The organism is Duganella sp. GW821-FHT07G03 (assembly GCF_059418605.1).
Window position 1 is genome coordinate 249,731 of record NZ_JBWKQE010000001.1, and the last position, 17,403, is coordinate 267,133.

General features: G+C 66.4%; 11 protein-coding genes. 3 read left to right on the forward strand and 8 right to left on the reverse strand.

Annotated elements, in window-relative coordinates:
• Positions 1-307: 307 nt before the first annotated feature.
• Positions 308-2,557 carry a glycoside hydrolase family 3 C-terminal domain-containing protein gene (locus AC07OK_RS01095; RefSeq protein ID WP_494688571.1) on the reverse strand — a complete coding sequence of 750 codons (2,250 nt, stop codon included), beginning with the start codon at positions 2,555-2,557 and terminating at the stop codon, positions 308-310.
• A gap of 168 nt (positions 2,558-2,725) precedes the next feature.
• Here AC07OK_RS01095 and AC07OK_RS01100 point away from each other — a divergent pair, with 168 nt between their 5' ends.
• From AC07OK_RS01100 to AC07OK_RS01110, 3 genes are all read left to right on the forward strand, one after another.
• A complete protein-coding gene (locus AC07OK_RS01100; RefSeq protein ID WP_494688572.1) occupies positions 2,726-3,682 on the forward strand; it encodes a helix-turn-helix domain-containing protein in 957 nt (318 codons plus the stop codon).
• Positions 3,683-3,792: 110 nt separating this feature from the next.
• Positions 3,793-6,459, forward strand: coding sequence for a TonB-dependent receptor (locus AC07OK_RS01105; protein WP_494688573.1), 2,667 nt, complete (start codon positions 3,793-3,795; stop codon positions 6,457-6,459).
• The gene (locus tag AC07OK_RS01110; RefSeq protein ID WP_494688574.1) at positions 6,459-7,370 is read left to right on the forward strand and encodes a hypothetical protein; all 912 of its coding nucleotides are present in this window, start codon (positions 6,459-6,461) and stop codon (positions 7,368-7,370) included. The genes AC07OK_RS01105 and AC07OK_RS01110 overlap by 1 nt, the downstream gene beginning before the upstream one ends.
• Positions 7,371-7,378: 8 nt before the next feature.
• Here AC07OK_RS01110 and AC07OK_RS01115 read toward each other — a convergent pair whose 3' ends face one another.
• The 7 genes from AC07OK_RS01115 to AC07OK_RS01145 form a co-directional block, all read right to left on the reverse strand.
• Positions 7,379-8,023 (reverse strand): GntR family transcriptional regulator, encoded by a 645-nt coding sequence (locus AC07OK_RS01115; RefSeq protein WP_494688575.1) that lies wholly within the window; start codon positions 8,021-8,023, stop codon positions 7,379-7,381.
• A 93-nt stretch (positions 8,024-8,116) separates the two neighbouring features.
• Positions 8,117-10,840 carry a TonB-dependent receptor gene (locus AC07OK_RS01120; protein WP_494688576.1) on the reverse strand — a complete coding sequence of 908 codons (2,724 nt, stop codon included), beginning with the start codon at positions 10,838-10,840 and terminating at the stop codon, positions 8,117-8,119.
• Between the two features lie 195 nt (positions 10,841-11,035).
• The gene (locus tag AC07OK_RS01125; RefSeq protein WP_494688577.1) at positions 11,036-11,632 is read right to left on the reverse strand and encodes a hypothetical protein; all 597 of its coding nucleotides are present in this window, start codon (positions 11,630-11,632) and stop codon (positions 11,036-11,038) included.
• Positions 11,629-11,811 (reverse strand): hypothetical protein, encoded by a 183-nt coding sequence (locus AC07OK_RS01130; protein ID WP_494688578.1) that lies wholly within the window; start codon positions 11,809-11,811, stop codon positions 11,629-11,631. Before AC07OK_RS01130 ends, AC07OK_RS01125 begins: the two co-directional genes overlap by 4 nt.
• A 30-nt stretch (positions 11,812-11,841) precedes the next feature.
• Positions 11,842-13,212, reverse strand: coding sequence for a TolC family outer membrane protein (locus AC07OK_RS01135; RefSeq protein ID WP_494688579.1), 1,371 nt, complete (start codon positions 13,210-13,212; stop codon positions 11,842-11,844).
• Between the two features lie 25 nt (positions 13,213-13,237).
• Positions 13,238-16,291: an efflux RND transporter permease subunit gene (locus tag AC07OK_RS01140; RefSeq protein ID WP_494688580.1), complete on the reverse strand. Its 3,054-nt coding sequence runs from the start codon at positions 16,289-16,291 to the stop codon at positions 13,238-13,240.
• Entirely contained in the window at positions 16,288-17,394 is a 1,107-nt protein-coding gene (locus tag AC07OK_RS01145) for an efflux RND transporter periplasmic adaptor subunit (RefSeq protein WP_494688581.1), read from the reverse strand. Before AC07OK_RS01145 ends, AC07OK_RS01140 begins: the two co-directional genes overlap by 4 nt.
• Positions 17,395-17,403: the final 9 nt, after the last annotated feature.

Consider the following 17,403-nt stretch of genomic DNA (forward strand, 5'->3'; position numbering starts at 1 on the left):
TGCCTGACCACACGTAGCTTTGGACCAAAATCTGAGCCACTGGTTCAATCCAATCCCGGATTAGACGTCAATTTAGCAGACCCGGATAGCAAACGCACCTTCGGAACAAAAGCCGCCGCCGCAGCGTTAGTCGGCAAGAAACCGATGACGTTCGAAGCCAACAGTCGAATGACTACTCCTGGCCGGTAGCGGCCTCTCAGAACTCTAACTCATCTGACAGCTCATGTCAGGCCAAGTCAGTGCTAGTACAAATAAGAAGAGCAGACGCTGCATTTGCAGCGCCCGCTCTTTTTTATCGTCCAGCGTTTTAGCGAGTTAGCTTGCCCTTCACATCGTAGACGGCGGCCTCCAGATGAATCACGGTGCTGACGGCCTGGTCATCAGCCGCGCTGGACGCCAAGGTGAGCTTGTAGCCGCCCTTGGCAACCCTCCACGTCTTCGATGCTGAGTCATAGACCGCCAGCAAACGCGGATCAACGGTAACGGATGACTGAACACCCGCCCCCGGCTGCACCTCGACCTTCTGGAAGCCCGCCAAGCGCTTGGGCGCTTCCCAGCGCACCTTCAACGGCGACACGTAGAGCTGGGCCACCTGCTTGCCCGCTACCTTGCCCACATTCTTCACCGTGAACGAGGCCCGCACCACGCCGCCCTTGACGCTGACGGCCAGGTCCGAGAAAGCAAACTGGGTGTAGGACAAGCCGTGGCCGAACGGGAATAAAGGCTTGATGCCCTTCAGGTCGAACCACTTGTAGCCGACCGCCGCGCCTTCGCTGTAGTCGACATCGAAGCGCCGGTCCGCCACTTCGGGGAAACCGTCCAGCGCCGGGCGCGGCAATTGCGATTCCGACGCCGGGAAGGTGGCCGGCAAATGCCCCGACGGATTGACCTCGCCGAACAGCACGCCGGCTATCGCCTCGCCGCCATCGCTGCCGGGATACCACGCCTCCAGCACGGCCGACACCTTCGGCAGCCACGGCATGGTCACCGGACCGCCGGTCTCCAGCACCACGACCGTGTTGGCGTTGGCCGCCGCCACCGTTGCGATCAGCTCGTCCTGCTGGTCGGGCAGCGACAGGTTCGGCATGTCGAAGCCCTCGCCCGTCCATTGGGTGGCGAACACCAGCACCACGTCGCTGTCGCGCGCCAGCTTGGCCGCTGCGGCGCGGTCGCTGCCGTCGCTGTACACCACCGTGGCCGACGGCAGCCGCGCCTGGATGGCTTTCAGCGGCGATGACGGATACACCATGACCGGGCCGGGCCAGGTCTTGGGCGCCAGCTCCGGCGCGGCATTGCCGCCGGCCGGATACACCAGCGACGAACCGCCACCGGCCAACACGCCGCGGTCGGCATAGCCGCCGATCACCGCGATCCGTTTGGCGGATGGTTTCAACGGCAAGGCGCCGGCGCTGTTCTTCAGCAGCGCCATGCCCTCCTGCGCATCCTTGCGCGACACGGCCGCATGCGCATTGAAATCGATCGCCTGCGGCGCCGGCGCCACCGGGTGGTCCACCACGCCGTGCGCGAACATCGCATACAGGATGCGGCGCACCATGTCGTCCAGGCGCGCCTGCGGCACCCAGCCGTTCAACACGGCCTCCTTCAGCGGCGGGCCGAAATAATCGGCATGGTCGAACGGCATGCCGGATTGCTGGTCCAGCCCGGCATTGGTGGCCGGCACCGTGCTGTGCACCGCGCCCCAGTCCGACATCACCCAGCCCTTGAAGCCCCAATCCTTCTTCAGCACCTCGTTCAGCAGATAGCTGTTCTCGCACGAATAGGCGCCGTTGACGCGGTTGTAGGAACACATCACCGAACCCGGATTGCCGTCCTCGTTCGCGATCTGCAAGGCCAGCAGATCCGACATGCGCGCCGACCGGTCGTCGATCCTGACGTTGAGCGTATTGCGGCCGGTTTCCTGGTCGTTCAGGGCGAAGTGCTTGAGCGTGGACACCACACGATTCGACTGGATGCCCTTGATCTGCGCGCCGACGATCTTGCCGGCCAACAGGGGGTCCTCGCCCGCGTATTCGAAGTTGCGGCCGTTGCGCGGCTCGCGCATCAGGTTGACGCCGCCGGCCAGCAGCACGTTGAAGCCATAGGCGCGTGCTTCCGCGCCGATCATGGCGCCGCCCGCGTAGGCGGTTTGCAAGTCCCAGGTGGCCGCCGTATTCAGGCCGGACGGCAGCGCCGTACCCGGCCGCGCATCCGGGCCGGCCTGGCTGGCCACGCCCAGGCCGGCGTCGGTTTCCCACAGATGGGGGATGCCCAGGCGCGGCACGCCGTAGATGAAGCCGGCCGATTGCTGGTGCGACGGTGCCGGCCGGGTGCTCTTTTTCGATTCCATGTCGGCGCCGAAATAGCCGTAGACCAGCTTGAGCTTCTCGTCCAACGTCATCGCCTCGACCGCCAGGCGGGCCCGTTCCTCCGCACCCAGCTGCGCGTTCATCCACGGCGTGGCCGCAGGCGCCGCAGCCTCGCCGGTTTGCGCGCCTACGCTACCGCAGCAGAGCGCCACGGCGGCCGATATCAGGCTGATTTTTCTCCGCAAGTTCATGTATCTCCATCACTTTCTGAATTGTTTGCGGGGGATTGTGCCCCCGCCGCTCAAGCCGGGCAATTACGAAAATGACCAATCTCCGGAACGATATTCCGCAACACCGTCTTGTTGAATGCACAATCCCTAGGTAATATACGGTATACGATTTCTGGATTGCGGCAAATCATGAATCAGCTCAGTCAGCTCACGCAGGCCTACGGATGGGACAACTCCGACACGCTCAAGGAATGCTTCCGGCGCAGCGGGGCGACGGAACCGCTGCGGGCCTGCATCGGGCCGCTGCCGTTGTCGGGCGCCGTGATCGTGCGCTGGACCGCCGACGGCGCCGATACCGCGATCCGCTCCATCGTGCCCCATCCCGACAGCTACCGCATCGCCATCCAGCTGGAACCACAGCAATCGGAAGTCTGGAACGACAGCGCCCCCGTCTGGAGCGGCGTGATCGGCGCCAACCGCTTTCGCGTTTGCATGCCGGGCGCCCAGGGCCGCTGGCTGCGCCTGAGCGGCTGCGACATCGTCAACATCTTCGTCCCGACGACAACCGTGCGCTCCATGGCCGCAAGTTGCGGCCAGAGCCTTTCCACACTGTCGAGCAACTGGATCGCGCCGGATCGCGTGGTCATGGACCTGACCCTGAAGCTGCTCGACGCCGACACGCTGGCCGGCGACTGGGCGCCGCAATTCCGCGACCACCTGACATCGGCACTTGTGGCATATTTGCTACAACAGCACGCGCAGCTGCCCGCAGCCTCCGCCACCAGCAGCCTGGCGGGTTCGCGCCTGCAGAAGATCCTGGCCTACATGGCCGAGCGGCTGGCGGAGGAAATCGCCGTGGTGGACCTGGCCGAGGCCTGCGCGATGAGCGAGTCCCACTTCTCGCGCGAATTCCACAAATCGGTCGGCATGCCGCCGCACCAGTACCTGATGAAGCTGCGCATCGAGCGCGCGCGCGAGCTCCTGGTCGCCGGCGACGCCCGCATCATCGACGTTGCGCTCGACCTAGGCTTCTCCAACGCCAGCCATTTCTCCCGCGCCTTTGCGCGCCGCTACGGCGTGGCGCCGGCGGCCTTCCGCCAGCTGGCGCGCGACGTGCAAACCGAGGCGTGCAGCGTCGCAGATTGAAGCGTTTTTGTGCAACTTCCGCAGGATTTGACGCGCAGGCAGGTCTTGAAAATTTCAAGATCGTAGTTGCCAGCTTTTATAAGTCGTCAAAAAAAGGGAGACACAACAATATGTTCCAAATGACTCGCATCCACCGCGCCGTCCTGCTCGCATTGGGCGGCGCGGCCCTCACCTCCACCCTGCCCGCGCTCGCCCAGGAGCAGGAACCTGCGGCGGAAATCCAGCGCGTGACCGTGACCGGCTCATCCATCAAGCGCATCGCCGGCGAATCCGCGCTGCCGGTCACGATCATGAAGGCCGATGAATTCGTCAGCAAGGGCATGACCACGATCGAGGAAGTGCTGTCCTCGGTGTCCGCCAACCAGCAGACCACCGTCGGCAGCACCAGCATCGGCTTCGACGGCGGCGGCAAATCGTCGGCCAATCTGCGCGGCCTGGGCGACGACCGCACGCTGGTGTTGCTCAACGGCCGGCGCCTGGCCAACCATCCCTTCGACGGCAACAGCGTCGACCTGAACGCCATCCCGTTCGCGGCGCTGGACCGGGTGGAAATCCTGCGCGACGGCGCCTCGCACATCTACGGCACCGATGCGGTGGCCGGCGTGATCAACTTCATCACCAAGCGCTCGTTCACCGGCGTGTCGGCCACCGCCGAAGCCGTCATTCCACAGCAGACCGGCGGCCGCGAAAAGCGCGGCAACGTCACCGCCGGCTTCGGCGACCTGCAACGAGACGGCTACAACGTCTTCGGCGTACTCGACTACCACGACCAGGGCCGGGTGCGCTCGATCGACCGGCCATACTCGTCCACCGGCATACTACCGGCCTACGGCATCAGCAAGACCAGCGGCACCACCTTCCCGGCCAACTTCTTTTCCGCCAAGAGCATCACCGGCAACCCGCGCTACGCCAGTGGCTGCTTTGCGCCGAACACGGTGCCGCAAGCCGGCAACGGCGTCACCGACATGGGCACCTGCCGCCAGGACTATGCCCGCCTGGTCGACGATATTCCGGATACCAAGCAGACCACCGCCTATGTCAAGGGCGCGCTGCGTTTCGGCGCCGACGGCCTGGCCACGCTGGACTACCTGCACTCGGAAAGCGAGAACATCAGCCGCATCGCACCGCCGCCCTTGACCGGACTGAAGATGCACGCCGATAACAAGTGGTATCCGGGCGCGGCGGGCGGCACTCCCGCCGTGAGCGGCCTCACCGGCGAAGACCTGACGATCAGCTGGCGTCCGCTGGAAGCGGGACAGCGGACCTCGAAGAACCTTGGCGTATCCGACCGCGTGGTGCTCAACCTGGAAGGTTCGGCCTACGGATGGGACTTGACGGGCGGCGCCAGCTACGCGCAAACGCGGGTCACCCAGGATTTCACCAACGGCTATGTGAAAGACGCCCTGATCCAGCCGGGCATCACCGCCGGCACGCTCAACCCGTTCGGCGCGCAAGACGCCCAGGGAACGGCCTACCTGCAAGGCGCGCTGTTGACCGGCAACGCCTTGAACGCCAAGGCGAAAAACACCAGCGTCGACGCGCGCGCCACGCGCGAGCTGATGGCGCTGCCCGGCGGCGCCCTGGCGCTGGCGATCGGCGCCGAACATCGCACGGAGCATTCCACCTACACCGTCAACCACGCGATCGTCGACCAGGCCGCGATCTATCGCGCCACCGCCCTGTTTGGCGTGAAGGACCAGGACGCCTCGCGCTCGCTGTCGGCCGTGTACGCGGAGCTCGTCGCCCCGCTCCACAAGACGCTGGAACTGCAACTGGCCGCCCGCTCGGACCGGTATAGCGACGCCGGCAGCACCTTCAATCCCAAGCTCGGCATCCGCTTCCAGCCGCTGAAACAAGTGATGCTGCGCGCTTCGGCCAACACCGGTTTCCGCGCGCCGAGCTTGTACGAAATGCACTCGCCGGTCTACGACACCAATACCGCGGGCGCCTACGACGATCCGCAACTGTGCCCCGGCAGCGTGGCCAAGGCCGGCGTCAATCCGCTCACGGCATGCCACGCCATCCAGCCAGGCAAGAGCGGCGGCAACCCCGAACTGCATCCCGAGAAGTCGCGCTCGTATTCCTTCGGCGTGGTGTTCGAGCCGGTGAAGGACCTGACCGCGTCGCTCGATTACTGGCACATCAAGGTCACCGATGGCATCGGCGCCGCGCTGACCGAGGCGGACTTGTTCGCCGATCCGGAAAAATACCGCGACCGCTTCCACTACAACGCCAGCGGCACGGCGCTCGAGTACGTCAACCTGTCCTCGCTGGCCAACCTGGGTGTCCGCAAGAGCAGCGGCATCGACCTGACGCTCCAGTACCGCTTCCCGCAGACGCCGATAGGCTGGTTCGACACCTGGATCAACGGCACCTACGTCACCAGCAATGTGTGGCAGACCACGCCGGACGTCGATCCGTTCGAAAGCATAGGCCTGTACAACGGCGCCACGCGCTGGAAACACAATCTCGCCCTGCGCTGGATGAACGGCGCCTGGAGCTCGACGCTGTCGCAACGCTATACCTCCGGCTACGTGGACCAGAACGCGGTGGCGGCGCAATACCAGCGCGATGTCTCCGCCAACTCGGTGTGGACGCTGTCGGGCGCTTATACCGGCTTCAAGAACACCACCGTGACCGCCGGCATCAAGAACCTGCTGAACAGCGATCCACCATTCTCCAACCAGAACGCCAACCCGCAGACCGGCTACGATCCGCGCCTGTCCGATCCGATCGGCCGCGCCTACTATGTTCGACTGACCTACAAATTCCAATAATGAAAACTAAGCTATTCAAACCAGCCAAGGCGCTGGCCGCCTTGGCCGTCGCGACGGGCCTGGCGGCCTGCGCGCATGTCGACCTGATCCGGACGCCACCGTCGAGCTTCGGCTTCGATCCCTTCTATGCCAAATATGCCGATGCCCAGGGCATACCGATCACCGGCTCCAGCCAGGTGCCGGACGCGGCGATACTGGCGGCGCGCGACATCGTGATGTCAATGCTGACGTATCGCCCCGACATCCGCGACGAACTGACGCGCCAAGGCGCCCGCGTCGGCGTCATGGCGATCACGGAAAACACCACCGACCTGCCGGAACAGCGCGACTGGAAAAAGCCCGCGATCGACGACCCCAGGTTGACGAAATGCGAGCTGCGCGATTACGCCAAGACGATAGGCCAGATGACAGACCGCCAGTATTGGGACGCGCGTTCGCGCGGCATGGGCGGCTTGTACACCACCGGCGCCGCCGAGAACATCATGGGCGCGCCGAAGACGCGCTACTACGGCGAGAACATCCTGGTGCACGAGTTTTCGCACAACATCATGAACGCGCTGCGCACCATCGAACCGCAGCTGATCGCGCGCCTTGCAAGCTCCTATGCCCACGCCAGGGAAAAGCGCCTGTGGCAAGGCGCCTACATGGCCAATACCCTGGAAGAGTATTGGGCCGAAGGCACGCAGTTCTGGTTCAACTCCAACAAGGCCTACATCACCGACACGCTGACCGTGGTCAACGACCAGCACTTGCAGGCCCACGATCCGGAGCTCTACGCCATCCTGGCGGAAGTCTATGGCGGCAACCACCATATCGCGGCCGACGTGTTCTATATGCACGCGGCCCGCATGGACAGCGCCCGCGTATCGCTGGACGACTCAGGCAAGGCCAGGAACGACTGCTATTCCTGACGCCCCGCTCAAAGCTTGAATTCCCGCCGCAGGTCTTCCAGCGTCGAGGCGATGTGGTCGTGCATCATGGCGGCGACCACATTGCCTTTACCCTGCGACCACAGCTTCAGCATGGCCAGGTGTTCCTTGTGCGCCCGGTCCTCGCGGCCGGCGGGCTCCAGGTGCTTGCGTACATATCGTTCGGAAATAATATTGAGACGTTCGATGATCTGGATGGTCAGCGGACGGCCGAGCGGCCGCACCAGCGCCATGTGGAAATCGCGGTTGAGGCCGCCCACCATGTCCTTGTTCGAGACCATCGCCTCGTCCAGCGCCTCCAGCGCGCGCCTGGCCGCGGCCTTGTCCTCCGGCGTGGCCAGCCTGCTCGCCTCGCCTACGGAATCGGGTTCCAGTTTCAGGCGCAGCGCGTAGACCTCTTCCGCCTCTTCCGCGCTCAAGGGCCGCACGAAGTAGCCGCGATTGGGATGGGATACCAGCAGGCTTTCCTGCTCAAGGCGCGCCAAGGCTTCCCGCAAGGGGATCTTGCTCACGCCCAGTTCGGCGGCCAAGGCATCCTGGCGGATCGAAGCGTCCGGCGCAATCCGGCCGGCGATGATGCGCTCGCGTATCAGCGTGAAAATTTGTTCGGAGAGTGTTCGAACTACAAGGCTCATGCTCCAGCAACCATGCGAATAAGGTATACGAATTATACGCACAAAAAAATCCGGCCGCCTCCCGGAAGAAGACGGCCGGATCGTCAGCAACGCTTATTTGAAGCTGTAGTCCAGGCTGACATACACATAGCGGCCACGCGGATCGCCCCAGCTATCGTTGTAGCCCAGCGAGGAGCCCGGATCGAAGGCCGGATCGCGGTTGAACACATTGTTGGCGCCGACGCGGATCACGGTGTTCTTGATGCCCGAATAGGCCAGCGATGCGTCCAGCGTGGCGATGGCGGGAATCCGCCGGCCCTTGGCATAGAAGTCATACCATTGGTTCTGCACGGCCGATGGCGAACGATCGACCTTGGTGCCGGCCACGTACTTGACGATGCCGGTGCCGCTCCACGCGCCCAGGTCCCAGTTCATGCCGACGTTGGCCAGCACGCGCGGATTGCCGTACTCGCCGCTATCGCACGAGGTGTTGTTCGGGCAGTTGATGTAGACGTTGTCGGCCAACAGCACCGTGTCGTAGCGCAGCGTGTAGGTGGCGTCGCCGAACACCTTGATGCGGCCCAGCTTCTCGGTGCGGAAGGTGTAGGACGCTTCCAGGTCGATGCCGGAAGTGTGCGACTCGAAGCGGTTAACCCAGCCGGTCTGGATGCTCGACAGCTCGCCGCGCAAAGGCCCCAGCCGCGCCCGGTCGGCCGCCGACAGCGCCGCGTAGGCCGCGATATCGTCGGCGGTGACAGCCTTGCGCGCCACGCTCGACTTGTAGGCGCCATCTTCGTTATCGAGCACCGTCGTGGTATCGAGGATGTCGATCTTGTTTTTCCACTTGATGTCGTAATAGGTCAGGCCGAAGTTCAGGTCCTTGATGGGTTCGATGACGAAGCCGATGTTGTACTGATTCGACTTCTCCGGCTGCAAGCCCTTGGTGCCGACGTTGGAGGCCTTGACCTGGCGGCTGCAGTAGGCATCGAAATACTCATCGCCCTCGACGCAGCGGTGCGGGTCCTTGGTCTGGAAGAAGGCATCGCGGCCCTGGCTGAAGCGCTGCGGCAGCGACGGCGCCACCATGCCGGTGCTGTAGTTCGCGCGCAGCATGATCGCCTTGCTCGGCTTCCATTTCAGGCCGAACTTGGGATTGGTGGTGGCGCCGGCCAGCTCATATTTGTCGTAGCGCACGGCGGCCTGGGCCTCCAGCGTTGTCAACAGCGGCAGGCTCAGCTCGGCATACACGGCCGACAATTTTTCCGAACCCGAGATCGGCGGCAGCACCGCGTACTGGCCCAGCAAGCCTTGCTGCCAATCCTGCGACGGCGTGTACGACAGCGAATTCTTGCGCAGTTCGGAACCGATCGAGACGCCAACCTTCCCGCCCGGCAGCTCGCCGAATTCGGTGCCGGCCTGCACTTTGATGGAATCGGTTTTGCTGCGGGTCTTCACATACATATCGCCCGACAACTCCTTGATCAAGGCGTCCGAATTGCTGTTGGCGCCGAAGGGATTGAAGCGGCCATCGTCGACCGCCTGGTTCAATGCCTCCAGCTTGTAGGAGCCCAGGTTATCGCTGCGGCCCCGCTCCTCGCCGTGCGACAAGGTCGCCGACCAATCCCAGCCGCCCAGCTCGCCCTTGAGGCCGGTCAGCAGCCAGAGGTTGTCGACGTTGGTCTTGATGCCGCCCTCGTAGACCGGGAAATCGCGCCGCACCGTCACCGGCTTGCCGTAGGTGTTGAAGGGATTCGAGGCCGGGATGACCAGGTTGTTGCGGTTGCGGCCCTGCAGCCACGACGACTGGCCGACGAGGCGCTTGTCGAAGTTGGTGAAGAAGGCGTTGGCGAACAAGGTCAGGTCCGGGGCGATGTCCCAGTTCAGCGCGGCCGTGGCGCCGGCGCGGCGCGACGGCTTGACCAGGTCGGTGAATTCCGCCGTCGCCGACAGGCAGCCGTTGCGGGTCGGCGACGGGAACCATTCGGCGCCGCTCGGATAAGGCAGCTTGGAACCGGGCAGGCATCCCGGGTCGGGGAAGCGGTTGCCGCCGATCGACAGCGTGCCGGCATCGGTGCCGTGGGCGCCGTAGACGTTGGCGTACTGCAGGCCGCCGCTGGCGCCGAAGTCGATGTGGTTGGCCCAGTCGCGGTCGGTGCCCTTGATGCGCTTGGTGTCCTCGTACATCGCGGCGTAGGTCAGGTTGAATTTCTGCGTGGCGCGGTCGCCGTAGCCGCCGGCCACCGACAGCTTGCGCACATCGCCGCCGCCCAGCGTGGTGGCGCCGTAGCTGGTGCTCAGGTCCACGCCCTGGTAGTTCTGGCGCATGATGAAGTTGATCACGCCGCCCACCGCGTCGGTGCCGTAGATCGCCGAGGCGCCGTCCTTGAGCACCTCGATGCGTTCGATCGCCGCCAGCGGCAGCATGTTCAAGTCCACCGAGGTGAAGCCGTTGGAATCGTCCGAGCCGGACACCGGCAGGCGGTTGCCGTTCAACAGGATCAGGGTCGGCATGCCGCGCAGGCTGGCCGAGGTGGCGCCGTTGCGGAAGTCGTTGCCGTTGGTGAAATCGCGGCCGTTGCCGCCGACCGACGGCAGGTTGCGCAACACGTCCAGCACCGAGGTCGCGCCCGAGCGCTTGATGTCTTCCTTGGTGATCAGGGTCATCGGCGAGACGCCCTCTTGCGCGATGCGCTTGATGTTACTGCCGGTGATTTCCACCCGCTCCATCTTGGCGTCCGGCTTGGGCGCATCCTCCAGCTGCGCGTGCGCCAAGCCGTGGGCCGACAACAAGGCCAGCGCCAACTTCACCCAGCGCACACATATTTTTTCCTGAAACATATTACTCGTCTCCTAGTGATGACGTCCCCCATCGTGTGTGGGAGATCGTTGCAATGAAACTGCCGGTTTGCTTCGATGGCGCGCGTCAACAGGCTATCGAATCGCCACTGAGCTTACGTGGCTCGACCGAGCACGTCTTGGCAGTCTCAACACTAGAAAGGTAGGAAATCGGCACAACCGCACACACCGGGCCGTCTATAACAAGCCGGCCTGCTGCAAGGTGCGGACAAACTGGGTGGCGCGTTCGTGCAGCTTTTCCACCGCCAGCAGCGCGTCCTCGGCCACCGCACGATGATGGCGCGCCACGTTGCACATGGTGTGGATGCCGCGCTCCACCGCCTGGATTTCGGCCCGGGCGACCGGCCAGCAGGCGGCCGCCTCTTCCGCCAGGCCCGCCAGCTCGTCCAGGTCCGCATGCACCTGCGCCATGTTTGCGCCCGGCGCACGGGCGCTCCAGCGATAACGCTCGGAAATGGACTCGCCGCCGATCAACTGGCGTAGCCGCACCGCAGTTTCGGCCGATCGCAACATCAGCAGCCGGGCCGCCGTGCTGGCGGCCAGCAGCTCGCCGGTCCGCAACGGATCACCGCCGCAGCGCAAGGTGGTCGATTCCAGCTGCCGCTGAAGCGTCCTGATCGAGGCCGTCACCTGGTCGCTATTGTCGATGCCTTCGCTCGCCAGCACCATCACGCGCCCCAGCAGCCTGGCGCTGTCGTCCAGGATGGCGCCGGCCAGCTGCGCCAGCTTGCCGGCGTTGCGCAGCATGGCGTCGGTGTTCTCCGCCCCGATCAACGCAACTGCCTCGGTGGCTGAGGTTCGGTCGCGCCGGCCTTCGCCGGCTTGCGCCGCTCCGCGTCCAGCCGGTAGAAATCGATGGCGGCGCGGAACGGCGCCGGGTCGGCGGGCACCACCTGCTCGCGTGGCTGGCACGGTTGCGGCGACGTGCCGTCGTCTTGGATCATCTGCAACATATCGTTCTCCCTGTCGTTACGCGCCGTCTGTCAGGATGCGAACCAGGGCCCCAGCGCGCGCAGGCTCTCCTCGCTCAATTCACCGGCGGCGGCGGCCAGCCGCAACCGTCCCAGCAGGTAGTCGGCGCGCGCCTGCACCAGCTCGCGCTCAGCCGCCGCCACCCTTTGTTCCGCATCCAGCACGTCGAGCGCGGTGCGGCTGCCGACATCGCGCCCCAGGCTGGTCGCCTGCAGGGCGCTGCGCGCCGACAACAGCGCCTGCTCCAGCGCGGCCACGCGGGCCACGCCGGTGCTCACCGCCAGATAGCCTTCCTGCACTTTCAGGCGCATGTCGCGCCGGGCCGCCGCCAGTTGCTGCTCGGCCTCGGCGCGCCGCGCCACCGCCTCGCGCTGGCGCGAATCCAGCCCGCCGCCGGCGTACAGCGGCACGTTCAGCAGCAGGCCGATCGAGGCGCTGCGCTCGCCGTTCGGCGCCACCAGCGCCGACAGGCCACCGCTCTGGTTCTTGGCGCCGTAGCTGGCCACCAGGTCGATGGTCGGCCGCGCCGCCAGGCGATTCTTGTCCAGCTCGGCGGCGGCGATGTCCAGCGCCGAGCGCTGGCCGCGCACCAGCGTGTTGCCGCTCTCGCCGCGCGCCTGCCAGGAGGCCAGGTCGGCCGGTTCCGGCTGGCGCGGCGCGAAGCCGGCCGCCATCGGCGCCAGTTGCAGCGGCGCGCTGCCCACGGTTTCGCGGAACTGCGCCTGGCGCAGCTCCAGCAGCGACTGCGCCGTCAGCAGGCGCGCCTGCACTGCGTCCAGCCGCGCCTGGGCTTCGTGGACTTCGGTGATCTTGCCGTGGCCGACCTCGAAGCGGGCCTGGGCGCGGTCACGCTGCTGCGACACCGCCGCCTGCTCGGACTGCTCGACGCGCAGCGACTCCTGCGCCACCACCACGCCCAGGTAGACCTCCGCCACGCGCAGCACCAGCTGCTCGCGCTCGGCGTCGTGGCGGGTGCCGGCCAGCGCGCTCTGCTCGTGCAGCTGGCGCCGCGTGGCGCGCATGCCCTGCTGGTACAGTGGCTGCACCAGCTGCACGCTGGCCTGGCGCGCGGTGCCGCTGCTGTCGGACGGCAGCAGCCCGGCCGCCGGCCCCGGCAGCTCGCTGTCCAGGTGTTCATGCATGCGGTTGACGCCGGCCTGCAGGTTGACGCGCGGCTTGAGCAAGGCGTCGCCCTGCACCGCCAGCTCGCGCCCCGCCGCCAGCGCCTGGTCGGCCGCCAACATGGTGGGATCGTTCTGCAGCGCCTGGCGATAGGCGCCCACCAGGTCGAGCGCTTGCGCCCGGCTAACCTGCGGCGCCAGCCACAGCGCGGCGGACGCGGCCAGCAAGAGGCCGCGGCCCAGATGAGAAAACTGTTTCATGTTACGTATCCTTTCGTTGCGGCGCTCAGGCCGCGCTGGGGCGCAGGGCCCGGTAGCAGGCCGCGTACAGGGCCGGCAGGAAGATCAGCGTCAGCAGCGTCGCCACCGCCAGGCCGCCCATGATGGCCCACGCCATCGGGCCCCAGAACACCGATTCGGTCAGCGGTATCATCGCCAGGATCGCGGCCAGCGCGGTCAGCACGATGGGGCGCAGGCGGCGCACCGCCGACTCGACGATGGCGGTCCACAGCGGCATGCCGTTGGCCACCTCGAGGTCGATCTGCACCACCAGGATCACCGAGTTGCGGATGATCATGCCGGCCAGCGCGATCACGCCCAGCATCGCCACGAAGCCGAACGGAATCCGGAACGCGGCCATGATGATGCTCACGCCGATCAGGCCCAGCGGCGCGGTCAGCAGCACCAGCGCCATCTTCTTCATGTCCTGCAGCTGCACCATCAGCAGCACCAGCACCACGATCAGCGTCACCGGCATCACCGCGAACACCGAGGCCTGCGCCTTGGCGCTGGACTCGAAGGCGCCGCCGGTGTCGATGCCGTAGCCCAGCGGCAGCGTCTTGGCCAGCGCGTCCAGCTTGGGCAGCAGGGCGCGCGTCACGTCCGGCGCCTGGGCGCCGGCGATGTCGGCCCGCACCGTCAGCGTCGGGATGCGGTTGCGGCGCCACAGTTCGCTGTCCTCGCTGTCGAGCGTCAGGCGGGCCAACTGCGACACCGGCACGAACTTGCCGTCGCGCAGATAGATGCGGGCGTCCTTCAGGTTGTTCAGGTCGGTGCGCTCGGAAGCCACCAGGCGCGCCACCACGGCGATGCTCTGGTCGTCCTCGCGGTACTCGGTGATCGGCGTGCCGGACAGCGACGCCTCCAGCGTTTCCTTGATCTGGCGCGAGCTGATGCCCAGCGCGCGCGCCTTGTCCTGGTCGACGTCGACCCGCACCCGCTTGACGCGTTCGCCCCAGTCCTGGTTCACGCGCCGCACGTCCGGGTTGGCGCGCACGATGGCGGCCACCTGGTCGGCGATCTCGCGCACCTTGGCGTTGTCGTTGCCGTACACGCGGAACTGCAGCGGATAGCCGACCGGCGGGCCGTTCTCCAGCCGGTTGACGCGCCCGCGCACATTGGCGAAGCGCTGGTCGAACATTTGCTGCAGGCGCGCCAGCACGCGTTCGCGCGCCTCGCCGCCCTTGGTCATCACCAGCAGCTCGCCCAGGTTCAGGTTGGGCGTCTGCACGTCCAGCGGCAAGTAGAAGCGCGGGCTGCCGTTGCCGACGAAGCTGGTCACCGCGGCGACATCGGGATCGGCCTTCAGCAGCGCCTCCATCTGGCGCACCTCGCGCTCGCTCGACTCGAACGTGGCGGCCTTGGGCAGCCACAGGTCGACCATCAGCTCGGGACGGTCGGAGGCCGGGAAGAACTGCTGCGGCACCAGCTGGAACAGCAGCAGCGAGCCGGCGAACAGCGCCAGCGTGGCGCCGATCACCCAGTGGCGGCGGCGCAGGCACAGCTCGACCAGGCGGCGGAACTTGACGTACATGCCTCGTTGGTAGATCGCGTTTTCGTCATGGTCCGGGTGGGCGTGTTCCTTCAGCAGCTTGAAGCCGATGTAGGGGGTGAACAACACCGCCACGATCCACGACAGCACCAGCGCGATGCCGACCACCTGGAACAGCGAATACACGTACTCGCCGGTGCCGGACTTGGCGAAGCCCACCGGCAGGAAGCCGGCCGCCGTGATCAGGGTGCCGGTCAGCATCGGGAAGGCGGTCGCGGTGTAGGCGTAGGTGGCGGCGCGGAACTTGTCCCAGCCCTGCTCCAGCTTGAGCGCCATCATTTCCACCGCGATGATGGCGTCGTCCACCAGCAGGCCCAGCGCGATGATCAGCGCCCCCAGCGAGATGCGCTGCAAGTCGATGCCCATCAGGTACATCACCAGGAAGGTCATGGCCAGCACCAGCGGTATGCACAGCGCCACCACCAGGCCGGTGCGCATGCCCAGCGAGAAGAAGCTCACGGCCAGCACGATCAGCACCGCCTCGGCCAGGCTCTTCTTGAATTCAAACACCGAATGCGCCACCACCTGCGGCTGGTCGCTGACGGCGTGGATCTGCACCCCCACCGGCAGGCTGGCCTGGACCCGCTTGACGGTCGCCTCCAGCTGCTTGCCCAGGCTGATGACGTCGCCGCCCTTGCGCATGCTCACCGCCAGGCCCAGCGCCGGTTGGCCGTTGAAGCGCATGCGCGCCGTGGCCGGCTCGACGAAGCCGCGCCGCACGTCGGCGATGTCGCCCAGGCGGAAGGTGCGCTGGCCGGCGCGGATGCCGATGGCGCGGATGTTCTCCACCGAATCGAACTCGCCGCTGACGGCCAGCCGCACCTGCTCGGCCGTGGTCTGCACGGTGCCGGCGGCGGCCACCGCGTTGGTCTGCGCCAGGGTGGCGGCGATCAGCGCCGGATCGATGCCCAGCGAGGCCAGCTTGGCGGTCGAGGTTTCCACGTAGATCTTCTCATCCTGGCGGCCCACCAGGTCGACCTTGTTGACGTCGCCCACGCGCAGGAACTCGTTGCGCGCCGCGTCGGCCATCTTGCGCAGGTCGGCGTAGCTGAAGCCGTCGCCGGTGATGGCGTACAGGTTGCCGAAGGTGTCGCCGAACTCGTCGTTGAAGAACGGCCCCTGGGTGCCGGGCGGCAGCGTGTGGCGGATGTCGCCCACCTTCTTGCGCACCCGGTACCAGACGTCGGCCACCACGCGCGGCGGCACGTCCTCACGCAGGTTGACCTTGATCTGGGTCTCGCCCGGCTTGACGTAGGTCGACAGGTAATCGACCTCGGCCACTTCCTGCAGGGCTTTTTCCAGCCGGTCGGTGACCTGGTCGGCCATCTGCTGGGCCGAGCTGCCGGGCCAGTTGGCCTGCACCACCATGGTCTTGATGGTGAATTCGGGATCTTCCTTCTGCCCCAGGCTGCAATACGCCAGCACCCCGGCCACCGACAGCAACAGTAGCAGGAAGGCCATCATCTGCTGGTGCTTGAGGGCCCATTCGGATAAGTTGACGCCTTTCACTTCACACCTCCAACAGCGGCGCTGGCCGCTTCAAGCGCGACGCGCTGGCCCGGCTGCAACATGTGCACGCCGGCGCTGACCACGGTCTCGCCGCCGGCCAGGCCGTCCACCACCAGCACGCTGTCGTTCTGCGCGCTGCCCAGTTGTACCTGGCGCGGCGCCACCCGGCCATGCTGGCGGTCCACCACCCACACTTGGCGGCGGCCGTCGCGGTCGACGATGGCCGTCAGCGGCAGGCGGATCGCGCTCTGGCCGTCGACGTCGGGCGCGGCCACCGAGGCCGTCATGCCCAGGCGCAGCAGCGTCGGATCGTGCTGGGCGATGGCGATGCGGGCCGAATAGGTGCGGGTCACGCTGTCGGTATCCGGGCTCAGCTGGCGCAGCGAGCCGTTCCAGGACTGGCCCGGATGGGCCCACACCGTCACCAGCAGCGAGCGGGCGTTGCGCAGTTCGTCGACGCGCGATTCGGGGATGCTGATCGTGACCTCGCGCTCGCCGTCGGCCGCCAGCGTCACCACCGGCTGGCCGGCCGCCACCACCTGGCCGGCCTCGGCGACGATGGAACTGACCACGCCGTCGCGGTCGGCCACCAGCGTGGTGTAGCCGCGCAGGTTGCTGTTGATCTGCTGGCGCGCCTGCGCCGCGCGCAATTGCGCCTCGGCCTGGTCGAGCGCCAGGCGCTGCTGGTCGAGCTCGGCCGCCGAGGCGAAATTGCGGGCTTGCAGCTGCATCAGGCGTTGCAGGTCGATGCGCGCCTGCGCCACCCGGCTGCGGGCGGCGTCGGTATCGGCGCCGGCGGCCGCCACCTGCAACTGCTCCTGCGAGGGATCGAGTTGCAGCAGCGGCTGGCCCTGGCGCACGCGGGCGCCCACCTCCACCAGCCGGGCGACGATCTTGCCGCCGGTGCGGAAGCCCAGCTGGCTCTCGTAGCGGGCGCGGATCTCGCCCGAATAGGTGGCGCCGACCGAGCCGGCGCTGCGGCCGGCGATCACGGTGCGCACCGGGCGCACCTCTTCATGGGGCGCCGTGGGCGCTGGCGTGCAGCCGGCCAGGAGCTGGGCTGCGATGACGGCAAGGGCCGCGGATTGGTAGTACGTTTTCAATTTTCCATC